Source organism: Flavobacterium sp. GW821-FHT11G01, assembly GCF_058808175.1.
Genome location: NZ_JBXARK010000005.1, coordinates 13732 through 29398, shown reverse-complemented (window position 1 = coordinate 29398; position 15667 = coordinate 13732). Strand labels below are relative to the sequence as shown.

12 protein-coding genes are annotated in these 15667 nt (G+C 34.3%); 9 read left to right on the top strand and 3 right to left on the bottom strand.

The genetic code is table 11. The features are described from left to right. Positions 1-90: 90 nt before the first annotated feature. Positions 91-915, bottom strand: a complete 825-nt coding sequence (locus AC1RRN_RS10820; RefSeq protein ID WP_492967318.1) for a universal stress protein — start codon at positions 913-915, stop codon at positions 91-93. 177 nt (positions 916-1092) lie between these two features. Here AC1RRN_RS10820 and rimP point away from each other — a divergent pair, with 177 nt between their 5' ends. From rimP to AC1RRN_RS10800, 4 genes are all read left to right on the top strand, one after another. Continuing rightward, complete coding sequence (rimP, locus tag AC1RRN_RS10815) at positions 1093-1557, top strand: ribosome assembly cofactor RimP (protein WP_492967317.1); 465 nt, start codon at positions 1093-1095, stop codon at positions 1555-1557. Positions 1558-1570: 13 nt separating this feature from the next. Next, the gene (gene nusA / locus AC1RRN_RS10810) at positions 1571-2824 is read left to right on the top strand and encodes a transcription termination factor NusA (protein WP_056190461.1); all 1254 of its coding nucleotides are present in this window, start codon (positions 1571-1573) and stop codon (positions 2822-2824) included. 48 nt (positions 2825-2872) lie between these two features. Then, positions 2873-5755, top strand: coding sequence for a translation initiation factor IF-2 (infB, locus tag AC1RRN_RS10805; RefSeq protein WP_492967316.1), 2883 nt, complete (start codon positions 2873-2875; stop codon positions 5753-5755). A gap of 90 nt (positions 5756-5845) precedes the next feature. Continuing rightward, the gene (locus AC1RRN_RS10800) at positions 5846-6349 is read left to right on the top strand and encodes a DUF4920 domain-containing protein (RefSeq protein ID WP_492967315.1); all 504 of its coding nucleotides are present in this window, start codon (positions 5846-5848) and stop codon (positions 6347-6349) included. A gap of 147 nt (positions 6350-6496) precedes the next feature. Here the strand turns inward: AC1RRN_RS10800 and AC1RRN_RS10795 are convergent, their stop codons facing one another. Then, entirely contained in the window at positions 6497-7303 is an 807-nt protein-coding gene (locus AC1RRN_RS10795) for an AraC family transcriptional regulator (RefSeq protein WP_492967314.1), read from the bottom strand. A 99-nt stretch (positions 7304-7402) separates the two neighbouring features. Here AC1RRN_RS10795 and AC1RRN_RS10790 point away from each other — a divergent pair, with 99 nt between their 5' ends. Continuing rightward, positions 7403-8611, top strand: a complete 1209-nt coding sequence (locus AC1RRN_RS10790) for an MFS transporter (RefSeq protein WP_492967313.1) — start codon at positions 7403-7405, stop codon at positions 8609-8611. A 68-nt stretch (positions 8612-8679) separates the two neighbouring features. On the opposite strand, the gene AC1RRN_RS10785 is transcribed toward AC1RRN_RS10790, so the two are convergent. Continuing rightward, complete coding sequence (locus tag AC1RRN_RS10785; protein ID WP_492967312.1) at positions 8680-9069, bottom strand: SPOR domain-containing protein; 390 nt, start codon at positions 9067-9069, stop codon at positions 8680-8682. A gap of 219 nt (positions 9070-9288) precedes the next feature. Between AC1RRN_RS10785 and AC1RRN_RS10780 the strand changes: the two genes are divergently transcribed. Genes AC1RRN_RS10780 through AC1RRN_RS10765 form a run of 4 tightly spaced genes read left to right on the top strand, consistent with a single transcriptional unit; the run spans position 9289 to position 15660 of the window. Continuing rightward, the gene (locus tag AC1RRN_RS10780) at positions 9289-10623 is read left to right on the top strand and encodes a cytochrome c3 family protein (RefSeq protein ID WP_492967311.1); all 1335 of its coding nucleotides are present in this window, start codon (positions 9289-9291) and stop codon (positions 10621-10623) included. A gap of 32 nt (positions 10624-10655) precedes the next feature. Next, entirely contained in the window at positions 10656-13709 is a 3054-nt protein-coding gene (locus AC1RRN_RS10775) for a TAT-variant-translocated molybdopterin oxidoreductase (RefSeq protein ID WP_492967310.1), read from the top strand. A 33-nt stretch (positions 13710-13742) separates the two neighbouring features. Then, a complete protein-coding gene (gene nrfD, locus AC1RRN_RS10770) occupies positions 13743-15143 on the top strand; it encodes an NrfD/PsrC family molybdoenzyme membrane anchor subunit (protein WP_026983716.1) in 1401 nt (466 codons plus the stop codon). Continuing rightward, positions 15136-15660 carry a DUF3341 domain-containing protein gene (locus tag AC1RRN_RS10765; protein WP_025572651.1) on the top strand — a complete coding sequence of 175 codons (525 nt, stop codon included), beginning with the start codon at positions 15136-15138 and terminating at the stop codon, positions 15658-15660. The genes nrfD and AC1RRN_RS10765 overlap by 8 nt, the downstream gene beginning before the upstream one ends. Positions 15661-15667 lie beyond the last annotated feature (7 nt).

Below are 15667 nucleotides of genomic sequence, written 5' to 3'. Positions count from 1 at the left end.
CGAGTCCTAGTAGACCAACATAAAAGCCTCTCAATCGAGAGGCTTTTTTTATGCAATAAATTTAAATGAGTTTTGAGATAAAAATCGGATTTAAATTTTTAAAGTGATAACGGGTCTAACGGCATGATTTACCAATCCTTCGCTAATGCTACCGTTGAAAAAGTGTGCAAAACCGGTTCTTCCGTGAGTACACATTCCGATAATATCTGCATTTATACTATTTGCAAAATTGATAATTCCTTTTTCAATATTAGTGTCGTTGTAAATTTGAGTGGTGTAATTAGTGATGTTGAATTCTGTTACGAAATCCTTCATTGCTTTTTCAATAACATATGTTGGTTTGAAGCTGTTTGGTGTGCAGATTGTAACCAAATGTATTTTTGATTCAAAGAATTTGGTGAAGTTTAGTAATTTTTCGAATGGTTTTTTTGTTTCTGCAGAAAAATCAGAGGCAAAAACAATGTTGCTTACGTTAAAATTGGAATTATCTTTTTTAATAACTAAAACCGGGATTTCTGAATTCCGTACAACTTTTTCAGTGTTTGAACCAATTAGTAATTCTTCGATGCCAGAAGAGCCATGTGATCCCATGATAATTAAATCCACATCATAATCCTTGCTTACTTGTGTGATTCCGTGAATTGGTTTATCCATTTTCACTATTTCTGTCACAGGAATTCCGTCCAGATAAGGTCTTGATGAGATTTCGTCAAGCATTTCGTTTGCTTTTTTCATGAAAAGCATAGTTTCTGGAATACTTGCACCGCCTAATATGGCATCATTCATTTGATGTGGCAGTTCGAGCATATGTAAAACGATGATTTCTGAATCGTTTTTTTTAGCAATTTGAGCAGCAACTTTTAGGGCGTCTTCTGCATGTTCTGAGAAGTCAGTAGGGACTAAAATTCGTTTCATAATTTTTTGAGGTTAAATTATTTGAATAATCCGTTATTTTAATGCTCCCATAAAGATAAGAAATATTTTTAGAGCAATCAATTTATTTTGATTTATAAAAAAAACACTATATTTGCACCGTTATTTATTAAAATCTAAATAATGAGGGGACTAAGTGTCCCCTCTTTTTATAAAATTATGACATTTAAAGAAAAAGTAAACGGATTAATTACAGAAGCACTTCTGGAAAAGCCTTCAATCTTTTTGATTGATCTGTCTATTTCGGATTCTTTCAAAATTAGTGTTGGTTTAGACGGGGATAATGGAGTAGCGCTACAGGATTGTATTGATGTTAGTCGTGCAATCGAGAATAATCTGGATCGTGAAGAGCAGGATTTTTCGCTTGAAGTAGCATCGGTTGGAGTAGGATCGCCTTTGAAATTTACGAGACAATACATTAAAAATATTGGTAGAACATTGATTGTTACTACAAATACTGAAAAAATTGAAGCAGAATTAGTGGAAGCTAACGATGTTTTTATAATTTTGTCTTGGGAAGCAAGAGAACCGAAAAAAGTAGGAAAAGGAAAAGAAACAGTTCAAAAAGAGCAACAAATACCTTATACAGAAATTAAAGAGGCAATTGTTACAGTAACATTTTAATTAAAGAATTCGCATGGAAAATTTAGCATTAATCGATTCATTCTCAGAGTTTAAAGATAATAAACTTATTGATCGTGTAACGCTTATGGCAATTTTAGAGGACGTGTTTAGAAATGCATTAAAGAAAAAATACGGTTCTGATGATAACTTCGACATCATTATAAATCCTGATAAAGGTGATATGGAGATTTGGAGAAGAAGAGTAATCGTTGCTGACGAAGATCTTGATTTTGAAAATGAAGAAATTACTTTGACTGAAGCAAGAATGATTGAAGCGGATTTTGAAATTGGTGAAGAAGTTTCAGAAGAAGTTAAATTGATCGATTTAGGAAGAAGAGCTATTTTGGCTTTGCGTCAAAACTTAATATCTAAAATTCACGAACACGATAATACAAATCTTTACAAGCAATTTAAAGATATTATCGGTGATATTTATACTGCTGAAGTGCATCACGTACGTCCTAGAGTAGTTATCTTAGTTGATGATGAAGGAAACGAAATTGTGCTTCCAAAGGAAAAACAAATTCCATCTGACTTTTTCCGTAAAGGAGATAACGTTCGTGGAATCATTGAAAGCGTTGAATTAAAGGGAAACAAACCTCAAATTATCATGTCTAGAACTTCTGAGAAGTTTTTAGAAAAATTGTTTGAACAAGAAATTCCTGAAGTATTCGATGGTTTGATTACAGTTAAAAATGTAGTGCGTATTCCTGGTGAAAAAGCAAAAGTAGCGGTAGATTCTTATGATGATAGAATTGATCCTGTTGGAGCTTGTGTTGGTATGAAAGGATCTCGTATTCACGGAATTGTTCGTGAATTAGGAAACGAAAATATCGACGTAATCAATTATACAAGCAATATTCAATTGTTTATTACAAGAGCATTAAGCCCTGCTAAAGTTTCTTCTATCAAAATTGACGAAGAAAACAAAAGAGCTGAAGTTTTCTTAAAATTAGAAGAAGTTTCTAAAGCAATTGGTAGAGGAGGTCACAATATTAAATTAGCGGGTCAGCTAACAGGTTATGAATTAGATGTTATTCGTGAGGGAGATGTTGCAGGTGCAACTGCTGATGAAGACGATGTTGAATTAACAGAGTTCTCAGATGAAATCGAAGACTGGGTAATTGAAGAATTTGCTAAAATAGGTTTAGATACTGCAAAAAGTATCTTAAAACAAGAAGTAGAAGATTTAGTAAGAAGAACGGATTTAGAAGAGGAAACTATTCTTGACGTTATGAAAATACTAAAAGAAGAGTTTGATAACTAATTATCTGCTCTAACAACACAACGAAAAAGGTAATAATAAAAAGGTTATATGTCTGAAGAGAGAGTAATAAGAATAAACAAGGTTTTAAGGGAATTAAATATTTCGTTAGAAAGAGCTGTTGATTATCTAAAAGATAAGGGAATTGCTATTGACGCAAATCCGAATGCTAAAATTTCTGATAGCGAATTTAATATCCTACAAAGCCAATTTGCGGGCGATAAGGGGAATAAGGAAGCTTCTAAAGAGGTAGGAGAAGAGAAAAGAAAAGAAAAAGAAGCTTTACGTGTTGAGCGTGAAAAAGAAATTGAGGACAAACGCAGACAAGACGAAGAACGCCAAAAACAGCAAGAGATTATAAAAGCGAGAGCTGTTGTAACCGGACCTGTTCAAGTTGGTAAAATTGATTTAAATCCAAAGAAACCTGCAATTGTTTCTACTCCTGCTGAGGAACCTGCTAAAGCAGAAGAACCAAAAGCAGTTGTTACTCCAGCTCAACCAGAAAAACCTGTTCAAAAAGAAATTGTACAGCCTGAGCCAGTTGTTGCTCCTGTGGTTTCTGAAGAGAAAAAGGTAGAAAAACCTATTATTACAGAGAAAAAAGAAGTAAAAGTGGAAGCTCCAAAAGTAGTACCGCAAGAGCCTGTTGTTTCAACAGATCCGTCAACTGCTGAAGAGACTATCACTACTCAATATCAAAAATTATCAGGAACTACTCTTACTGGACAAACAATTGATTTATCTCAATTTAATAAGCCGAAGAAAAAGAAAGAAGATCCAAAAATCACTCCTAATAAACCAGGAGCTCCAGGTGCAAACAATAACGCTAATAAAAATAAGCGTAAAAGAATTGCTCCAAAACCAGGAGCACCAGGGGCGCCAAAACCTGCTACAGGTAATGCGCCGGGAACACCTAATCCTAATAAAATTACACCTAATACTGGTGGTGGAGGTTTTAATGCTAACAGAAGTGCAAGACCTGGTTTTGTAAAAGGAAACCGTCCTGCAATTGTTGCAAAAGTTGAGCCTACTGAAGAGGAAGTAAAAAACCAAATTAGAGAGACTCTTGAAAAACTTCAAGGTAAGGGTGGAAAATCTAAAGCTGCTAAATACAGAAGAGATAAAAGAGATACGCACCGTCAGAAATCTGATGAGGAGCAAAGAGCACTTGATGAAGGAAGTAAAACTATTAAAGTTACGGAATTCGTTACTGTAGGTGAAATTGCAATCATGATGGATGTGCCGATTACTAAAGTAATTGGAACTTGTATGTCTCTTGGAATCATGGTTACCATGAACCAGCGTTTAGATGCTGAAACTTTAACTATTGTAGCTGACGAGTTTGGTTATGAAGTTGAATTCATCACTGTTGATATCGAAGAAGCTATTGAGGTAGTTGAAGATAAAGAAGAAGATTTAGTTGTAAGAGCACCGATTGTAACTGTAATGGGTCACGTCGATCACGGTAAAACATCTTTACTGGATTATATCCGTAAAGAAAATGTTATCGCTGGCGAGTCTGGAGGTATTACACAACACATTGGAGCATACGGAGTAACTTTAGATAACGGTCAAAAAATCGCATTCTTAGATACACCAGGTCACGAGGCGTTTACCGCGATGCGTGCACGTGGAGCTCAAGTTACCGATATCGCTATTATTGTTGTAGCGGCGGATGATGATATCATGCCACAAACAAAAGAAGCAATTTCTCACGCACAAGCTGCGGGAGTGCCAATTATATTTGCAATCAATAAAATTGATAAACCAAATGCTAATGTTGAGAAAATCAAAGAGCGTTTGGCTAGTATGAATTTACTTGTTGAAGATTGGGGTGGAAAAATTCAGTCACATGATATTTCTGCAAAAGTTGGAACTGGAGTAAAAGAATTATTAGAAAAAGTTTTATTAGAAGCTGAAATCTTAGATTTAAAATCTAACCCAAATAAAGCGGCGCAGGGAACTGTAGTTGAGGCTTTCCTAGATAAAGGAAAAGGATATGTTTCTACAATTTTAGTTCAGCATGGAACTTTAAAAGTTGGAGATTATATGTTAGCGGGTAAACATCATGGTAAAATTAAAGCTATGCATGATGAGCGAGGACATGTTGTAAAAGAAGCAGGTCCATCAACTCCGGTATCTGTTTTAGGTCTTGATGGTGCTGCAACTGCGGGTGATAAATTCAACGTATTTGAAGACGAAAAAGAGGCAAAACAAATTGCATCTAAACGTTCTCAATTAATGCGTGAACAATCTGTACGTACACAGCGTCATATTACACTTGATGAAATTGGACGTCGTATCGCTCTTGGTCAGTTTAAAGAATTGAACGTAATCCTTAAAGGAGACGTTGATGGATCTGTTGAAGCATTGTCAGATTCGTTCTCTAAACTTTCTACTGAAGAAATTCAAATTAATATTATACATAAAGGTGTTGGAGCAATTACTGAAACTGACGTTATGTTGGCTTCTGCTTCTGATGCAATCATTATCGGATTTAACGTTCGTCCTGCAGGAAATGCTAGACAACTTGCAGATAAAGAAGAAATCGATATCCGTTATTACTCTATTATCTACGCAGCTATCGATGACTTGAAAGATGCGATGGAAGGAATGTTAGCTCCTGAGATGAAAGAAGAAATTTTAGGAACTGCTGAAATTCGTGAGATTTTCAAAATTTCTAAAGTTGGTTCAATTGCAGGATGTATGGTGATGGATGGTAAGATCATGAGAACTTCTAAAATTAGAGTTATTAGAGATGGAGTAGTAGTGCATACAGGTGAACTTGTGGCATTGAAACGTTTCAAAGACGATGTTAGAGAAGTTTCTAAAGGTTACGATTGTGGTATCCAGATTAAAGGTTACAACGACATCGAAGAAAGAGATGTTATTGAAGCATACCATGAAGTTGCAATTAAAAAGAAATTGAAATAATATTCAATAATTATATTTTAAAGCTCCAATGAAAATTGGGGCTTTTTTTATTTTAAATTTTAGTGTTATTTTTGGTGAAATTATTTGATTATGAAACTAGTACTATGTTCAATCTTGTTATGTTTTTCTATGCTCTCTTTTTCGCAGGAAGCAGTGGAAAAAAAATCTCCTCCAGCGGGTAATGCTGTAATAGGGGACTACTATGGTGCTGATGTTTCTAAGATTTCTGAAAGTAAAGCTATTTTAGTAGGAAAATTAGAAAATGAATTAAAAGACACAAAAAAAGTAGAAAATATTGCTGTAAAAGGATTGGTAACAGATGTTTGTGAGAAAAGAGGATGTTGGTTAACCATTAAAACAGAAGATAGTTCTTCCTTTTTTGTAAAAATGAAAGATTATGCATTTTTCGTTCCTACCGCATTAAAAGGGAAAAATGTTGTTTTGGAAGGAACTGCAGAAAAAATGATCACATCTGTGGAAGAGTTAAAACATTATGCTAAAGATGCTAAAAAAACAAAAGCAGAAATTGACGCTATTACTATGCCCAAAGAGGAAATACGATTTTTGGCTACTGGAATTAAGGTAGTAGAATAACAGATTGTTGAGTTTTCATATATTCCAGATTAATCGAAAAGATATTTATGCAATCATCATATTCAAAACAAAAGGCCTCTTTGAAAATTGAGGCCTTTTGTTTTGAATATAATTCTGATTTTCTGTAATATTTGACTTTAAGATTGATTAAAAAATTTCATTTATTTTATTTTCCAGAATGTAGTTTGAGGGAGTTTTACCTAGATTTTTTTTGAACATAAAAATAAAAGCGCTGGTTGTTTCGTATCCTAAATCAAAAGCAATTTCTTTTATTGATTGTTTTTCTCCTAATCTTTTTATAGCCTCTAAAAGTTTTAATCTTATTCGCCAATCACTAAAATTCATACCTAGTTCTTTAATGAATAGCCGGGATAAGGTTCTGGTGCTCATAAACGATAGCTCTGCATAATGATCTATGGTGTATTTGTTAGCGATGTCATTCATCAAAAGTGAAATGATGTTTTGAAGTTTTACATGATTACTTGTGGGTAAAAAGGTAGAACTTGGTTCAATTAATGCTAGTTCATCTAAAAATACATCCATAATTTTCTTTTGCGAAAGTGTCGGATTTTCATTGTTTTCAAATGAGATGATTTTAAACATTAGTTGTTTTAAGAATACTGAAATGTCAAAAGAGAAACTTGTTGAAGGAAGATTATATGTAAATGAAGGATCAACAAAAACACTATATAGTTTTACATTCTTCTGAAAAGATACCTGATGTTCGATTCCACCGGGAATCCATAGACCTTGTAATGGATTCACTACCCAAATCTGATTTTTTACAACTACATTCATAACGCCACTTGTAGCATAAAGAAGTTGCGCCCTGGGATGGGAATGTGATGCGCAAACAGCGTCTGTGATTTTTTCGGTATAACCTAAAACTGGTAATGAGGGATTTATTTGAAATCCATAGTCAACTACAAGGTATGTCTGATATTCGTTATTCATTGTCCAAATGTAGTAATTATGACATTGAAATTAATTGGCATCTTTGTTAAAATAAATTATTATTTATTTAGTAGCATTTAAAAATACAAATAAGAACTTATGACAAATGTTAAGACACAGCCGGAAGCGGTTCAGAAAACAATTTATTCCATTCTTTTTATTATTAGTTTTTCTCACTTTATAAACGATTTATTGCAAGCGGTAATACCTTCAGTTTATCCATTATTTAAAGAAAAATTTAATTTAAGTTTTACGCAAATAGGTATGATAACTTTTACTTATCAGCTTACTGCCTCAATTCTTCAGCCTTTTGTAGGGATGTATACAGACAAAAAATCTAAGCCATATTCATTAGTTTTTGGAATGACTTTCACTTTAGTGGGATTGTTTTTTGTATCTATTGCAGATAGTTTTTCCTATTTATTGATTGCGGTTAGTTTGATCGGAATTGGATCTTCTGTTTTTCATCCTGAATCATCACGAGTGGCTCATTTAGCTTCAGGCGGAAAAAAAGGATTGGCACAGTCTATTTTTCAATTAGGAGGTAATGCTGGTAGTGCGGTAGGGCCATTATTGGCTGCGTTAATTGTTATACCTAATGGGCAGTCCTATATCGTTTGGTTTTGTGTTATAGCTTTGATAGGAATTTTTGCTTTGTATAGAATTGCGATTTGGTATACTGATCATTTAGAAGTAAAACGTAGAAATAAAACGGCTTCGCAAGAAACTAATGTTCGTCAGCTTTCTAAAAGAAGAGTTTGGTTATCGCTAGTTATTTTATTAGTTTTAATTTTTTCCAAATATTTTTATATGGCTAGTATTACCAGCTATTATACTTTTTTCTTAATAGATAAATTTCATTTGTCTATTCAGCAATCTCAAATTTATCTGTTTGTGTTTTTGGGCTCGGTTGCTGTAGGAACACTTATGGGGGGTCCAATAGGTGATAAATTCGGTAGAAAATATGTAATATGGATCTCAATTTTGGGAGTAGCACCTTTTACATTGCTACTGCCTTATGTTTCTTTATTTTGGATTGGTATTTTGTCTGTATTAATAGGATTGATACTTTCTTCTGCATTCTCTGCAATTTTAGTATATGCAACAGAATTATTGCCAGGAAAAGTTGGCTTGGTAGCAGGATTATTTTTTGGATTTGCTTTTGGAATGGGAGGCTTGGGATCTGCAATTTTAGGTAAGCTTGCCGATTTGACAAGTATTGAATATGTTTTTAAGATTTGCGCTTTTTTACCATTAATAGGTGTAATTGCTGGTTTTCTGCCTAATATTGAAAGCAAGAAAGTTTAGTAAGATATATGATCATAACAAAAAAGCAACTCAATCGAGTTGCTTTTTTGTTATGATATAAGTGATAATTATTTGCTGGGTTTAATTAAAAATACAAGTTTGTATCTTTTTTTGATTTCTGCCAAATTTCGCTCTGCTTCAATTCTTGTTTTAAAATTTCCAACAATTACTTTATAATTTGGTGTGTTGAAAATGATGGTGCCATCGATGTTACTATTTTCTCTTTTAAAATCTGATAAGGTTTTTTTAGCTTCGTCACTTTTCCCGCTAAAAATTTGAATTTTGTAAGTATCGTTTGTGCTTATTGACGTGTTAATTTTGCGTTTATCATTCAATAACTGCTCAAATTTAGGATCCTGATTTACTGTTAAATTTTGGTCTTGAGCATTAATGTTATAGGCTAATGTTAACATTGTTAATGTTAAGAAAACTCTTTTTGAAGGGGTTAAAATTCTCATAATGTGATGGTTTTTATGCAAAAATAGTATTTAAAGTTTGTATGGAAAATTTTAATATTATTTAGAATTGATATAAATTGATATTTAAGACTATTTTAAGGTTTTGAGAATAGTTCATAAGTCGTATTTTTGTGCAAGTTTTAAAAGAGGGTATTCGTTTTTTATTGTTTACTACAGTAAAAATCATACCAAAAAATTAGTAGATAATTATTATACTATATGAAAAAGGTGGGTAACCATAATTCGATCTCAAGAAAATTACTGCTTAGCTTATCGCTAACGCTGATTTTCTCCCTAACTTCATTTGCTCAAGATGCTGCTGCTGCTCCGGCGGCGCCTGAAGCTGCTGCTCCGGCTGCAACTGCAGGTGGTGATCCAGTAAAAGGGAAAGAACTTTTTAATGCAAATTGCGCTGCATGTCACAAATTAGATGCTAAATCAACAGGTCCTGCTTTAAGAGGAGTTGCTGCTAAGCATGAAATGGCTTGGATCTACAAATGGGTTCACAACAGTTCTGAAGTAATTAAATCAGGTGATCCTGTTGCTGTTAAACTTTTTGAAGAAAATAACAAGTCAGTAATGACTGCTTTTCCTCAATTATCTGAAGGTGATATTGATAATATTATCGCTTATACTTCTGAAGTAAAAGCTGAGCCTGCTGCTGGTGCACCTGGTTCTGCTGCTCCTCCGGGAACAAAAGTTGAAGAAGGCGGAATTTCTAATAATATTATTTTAGGCGCTCTTGCTCTTGTAATGGCTATTTTAGTTGTTATGTTAGTAATGGTTAATAAGGTATTAACAAAAGTTGCTAGCAAAAATGGTATTGAGATTCCTTCTAGAGAAGCTCGAACTCCAATTTGGAAAGCTTTTGCTAAAAATCAATTTTTAGTATTGGTTACTTCTATATTCTTATTATTGGCAAGTGGGTATTTTGTTTATGCTTTCTTAATGCAAGTTGGTGTAGATCAGAATTACGAGCCAATTCAGCCAATTCACTATTCTCATAAAATTCACGCAGGAGATAACGAGATCAATTGTAAATATTGTCACTCTGCGGCTCGTGTAAGTAAAAATGCTGGTATTCCTTCTTTGAATGTTTGTATGAACTGTCATAAAAACATTTCTGAGGTTGCTGAATCTACTGCTACTCCAGAGTACAGCAAAGCATTTTATGATGCTCAAATTCAAAAATTATATGATGCTGTTGGATGGGATAAGACTAAGCAAGCTTATACCGGAAAAACGCAGCCTGTTAAATGGGTTCGTATTCATAATTTACCTGATTTCGTATATTTCAATCACTCTCAACACGTAAATGTTGCTGGAGTTGAATGTCAAACATGCCACGGTCCGGTACAGGAATTTGAAATCATGAAGCAATATTCTAAATTAACAATGGGATGGTGTGTTGATTGCCATAGAAAAACTGATGTTAAAATGGAAGGAAATGCCTACTATGATAAAATTCATGCTGAACTTTCTAAAAAATACGGTGTAGAGAAATTGACTGCAGCGCAAATGGGAGGTTTAGAATGCGGTAAATGCCACTATTAATCGAATTATTAAGATTTTAATATTTATATACAATGTCATCAAACAAAAAATACTGGAAAAGTGTTGAAGAACTAGAGAATAGTTCTATTGTTGAGGCGCTTAGAAATAACGAATTCGTTGAAGAGATTCCTACAGAAGAATTCTTAGGGAATGCAGATGCTTTAGCTCAATCTGGAACTTCACGTCGTGACTTTTTAAAGTACGTAGGGTTTAGTACTGCAGCTGTTACACTTGCTGCTTGCGAAGGTCCTGTTCACAAGTCTATCCCTTATGTGTTACAACCGGAACAAATCATTCCTGGTGTTGCAGATTATTATGCAACTACTGTTTTTGATGGTTTTGATTTTGCTAACTTATTAGTGAAAACTCGTGAGGGTCGTCCAATTAAAATTGATAACAATACTATTTCTGGAGCTAAATTTTCAGCTAATGCTAGAATTCATGCGTCTATCTTATCATTATATGATAGTATGCGTTTGAAAGAGCCTAAATTAGATGGAAAAAATAGTAGCTGGTCTGCTGTTGATTTAAAAATTAAATCAAGTCTTGCTGATGCGAAAGCAAAAGGCGGACAAGTGGTATTGTTGACAAATACTTTAGCAAGTCCATCTACTGAAAAGTTAATTGGTGAATTTATCGCTAAAAATCCAAATGCAAAACATGTTGTTTATGATGCAGTTTCTTCATCTGACGCATTAGATGCATTTGAGACAGTTTATGGAGAAAGAGCTTTAGTTGATTATGATTTTTCAAAAGCTTCTTTAATCGTTTCTGTTGGTGCTGATTTCTTAGGAGACTGGCAAGGTGGTGGATACGATTCTGGATATGCAAAAGGACGTATTCCTCAAAACGGAAAAATGTCTCGTCATTTTCAGTTCGAATCAAATATGGCATTATCTGGAGCTGCTGCTGATAAGCGTGTTCCAATGACTATTGCTAATCAAAAGCAAGCATTAGTTCAAATATATAATATAGTTGCAGGTGCTTCTGTTGCTGTTTCTTTAGATGGTAATTTTAAAGCAGAAGTTGTTAAAGCTGCCCAACAGTTAAAAGCTGCTGGTTCTAAAGGAGTTTTAGTATCTGGAATTGAAGATAAAAATGCACAATTATTAGTTTTAGCTATCAATCAGGTGTTGGCTAGTGAAGCTTTTAATACAGCAGGTACAAGACAAATTAGAAAAGGTTCTAATGCGGTTGTGTCTCAATTAATAAAAGATATGAATGCTGGTAGTGTTCATACTTTAATCATGAGTGGTATTAATCCGGTTTACACATTAGCTGATTCAGCTTCTTTTGTTTCTGGATTGAAAAAAGTAAAAACTTCAGTTGCGTTTTCTTTAAAGGAAGATGAAACTGCATCGATTACTACAATCGCTGCTCCTGCTCCTCATTACTTAGAATCATGGGGTGATGTTGTGCTTACAAAAGGAACTTATAGTTTGACTCAGCCAACTATTCGTCCTATATTCAATACAAAACAATTTCAAGACGTTTTATTATCATTAAATGGTGTTCCTGGAAACTTCTATGATTATCTTAAAGCTAGTTCAGCTGGAATTATTGCAGGTTCTTCTTGGAATAAAGTTTTACATGATGGTGTTTTTGTAATTGGTTCTACTGCTTTATCTGCTGGTTCTTTTGATTATACTGCTGCTGCAAGTGCAGTTTCAAAATCAAGATCAGCTGGAGATTTTGAATTAGTATTGTATACTAAAACCGGTATGGGAGATGGACAACAAGCAAACAATCCTTGGTTGCAAGAGTTTCCAGATCCAATCACAAGAGTTTCTTGGGATAATTATGTAACTATTTCTAATGCTGATGCTAAAAAGCTTGGTTTAACAAATGAAATTGTTGCTAACGGTGGTTTGAATGGTAGTTATGCTACAATTACTACTGCTGATGGCGCTAAATTAGAAAATGTTCCGGTAATTGTTCAACCTGGACAAGCTATTGGTACAGTTGGTTTAGCTGTAGGTTACGGTCGTAAAGCGGCTTTAAAAGACGAAATGCAGGTAGGTTTAAACGCCTATGCGTTATATAAAAACTTCAATAGTGTTCAATCTGTTTCTATTGCGAAAGCAAATGGAGTTCACGAGTTTGCTTGTGTTCAGGGACAGAAAACATTAATGGGTAGAGGAGATATTATTAAAGAAACTACTCTTGAAATCTTTAATACCAAAGATGCTGAACATTGGAATGAAAAACCAATGGTATCTTTAGATCACCAGGAAGTTGAAGCTACAACAGTCGATTTATGGGAATCATTTGATCGTTCTACAGGACATCACTTTAATCTTTCAATTGACTTAAACGCTTGTACTGGTTGTGGAGCATGTGTTATTGCTTGTCACGCTGAGAACAACGTTCCTGTTGTAGGTAAAGCTGAAGTAAGAAGAAGTCGTGATATGCACTGGTTGCGTATTGATAGATATTATTCTTCTGAAAGTACTTTTGAAGGTGATAATGAAAGAAAAGAAAATATTGCTGGTTTATCTAGTTCATTATCTACATTTAATGAAATGGAAAAAGCTGGAGATAATCCACAAGTTTCATTCCAACCAGTTATGTGTCAACACTGTAATCACGCACCATGTGAGACAGTTTGTCCAGTAGCTGCTACATCTCATGGTCGTGAAGGTCAAAACCACATGGCATACAACAGATGTGTTGGTACTCGTTACTGTGCAAACAACTGTCCATATAAAGTACGTCGTTTCAACTGGTTCTTGTATAACAAAAACACAGAATTCGATTACCATATGAATGACGATTTAGGACGTATGGTGTTAAATCCAGACGTAAACGTTCGTTCTCGTGGGGTTATGGAAAAATGTTCTATGTGTATTCAAATGACACAAGCAACTAAGTTAAAAGCTAAAAATGAAGGTCGCCCAGTTGCTGATGGTGAATTCCAAACAGCTTGTTCTAATGCTTGTTCTTCTGGAGCAATGATATTTGGTGATGTTAATGATACTGAAAGTAAAGTAGCTAAATTAGCAGCTGATGAAAGATCATATCACTTGTTAGAGCATGTAGGAACAAAACCTAATGTGGTTTACCGTGTTAAAGTTAGAAATACTTAGTAAAATTATTAATTAGAAACAATATAAAGGATTATGTCGTCTCACTACGAAGCACCCATTAGAAAACCTTTAGTTATAGGTGATAAATCTTATCACGATGTAACAGTAGATGTAGCTGCACCTGTTGAGGGGCCTGCAAACAAACAATGGTGGATTGTATTTTCAATCGCATTAATAGCCTTCCTTTGGGGGTTAGGTTGTATCATTTACACCGTATCTACCGGTATCGGAACATGGGGATTAAATAAAACAGTTGGTTGGGCTTGGGATATCACGAACTTCGTTTGGTGGGTTGGTATTGGTCACGCTGGAACATTAATTTCTGCGGTATTATTACTTTTCCGTCAACGTTGGAGAATGGCTATTAACCGTTCTGCAGAAGCAATGACTATCTTCTCAGTAGTTCAAGCAGGTCTATTTCCAATTATTCACATGGGACGTCCATGGTTAGCATATTGGGTTTTACCTATTCCAAATCAATTTGGATCGTTATGGGTAAACTTTAACTCACCATTGCTTTGGGATGTATTCGCAATTTCAACTTATCTTTCAGTATCATTAGTATTCTGGTGGACTGGTTTATTGCCTGATTTTGCAATGCTACGTGATAGAGCGGTAACTCCTTTTACAAAAAGAGTTTATTCTATCCTAAGTTTCGGATGGAGTGGAAGAGCTAAAGATTGGCAACGTTTTGAAGAAGTATCTTTAGTATTAGCTGGTTTAGCTACTCCTCTTGTACTTTCTGTACACACGATTGTATCGATGGACTTTGCTACTTCTGTAATTCCAGGATGGCATACAACAATTTTTCCTCCATACTTCGTTGCTGGAGCGGTTTTCTCTGGATTTGCAATGGTAAATACATTGTTGATTGTTATGAGAAAAGTTTCTAATCTTGAAGCATATATTACATTACAACATATCGAATTAATGAATATCATTATCATGATTACAGGTTCTATTGTTGGTGTAGCTTATATTACTGAGTTATTTGTAGCTTGGTATTCAGGAGTAGAATATGAGCAGTATGCATTCTTAAACAGAGCTACCGGGCCTTACTGGTGGGCATATTGGTCAATGATGACTTGTAACGTTTTCTCTCCACAATTTATGTGGTTTAAAAAATTGAGAACAAGTATCATGTTTTCATTTATTATTTCGATTGTGGTTAACATCGGAATGTGGTTTGAAAGATTCGTAATTATTGTTACTTCTTTACATAGAGATTACCTTCCATCTTCTTGGACAATGTTCTCACCAACATTTGTTGATATTGGAATTTTCATTGGAACAATTGGTTTCTTCTTTGTATTGTTTTTATTATACTCTAGAACATTCCCTGTAATTGCTCAGGCAGAGGTTAAAACAATTTTGAAAGGAACAGGAGATAATTACATTAGAGAAAGAGCAAATAAAGATTCACATCATGAGTAATAAAGTAATATACGCCATTTATAATGACGATGATATTTTGATGGATGCAGTAAAGAAAACCAGAGCTGCTCATCATCATATTGAAGAGGTTTTTACTCCATTCCCAGTTCACGGATTGGATAAAGCTATGGGTTTAGCACCAACAAGATTAGCAATTTGTGCTTTTTTATATGGATGTGTTGGTATTTCTGTTGCAACAACTATGATGAGTTATATCATGATTCATGACTGGCCACAGGATATTGGTGGAAAACCAAGTTTTAGTTTCATTCAGAATATGCCATCTTTTGTGCCAATTATGTTTGAGATGACTGTATTTTTTGCTGCCCACTTAATGGTAATCACTTTTTATATGAGAAGTAGATTATGGCCATTCAAGCAAGCTGAGAATCCTGATGTAAGAACAACAGATGACCATTTCTTAATGGAAGTTGCTGTAAACGATAACGAAGCAGAACTTGTTTCTTTTTTCGAAGGTACAGGAGCTGTTGAAGTTAAAGTAATTGAAAAGAATTAATTGTAGC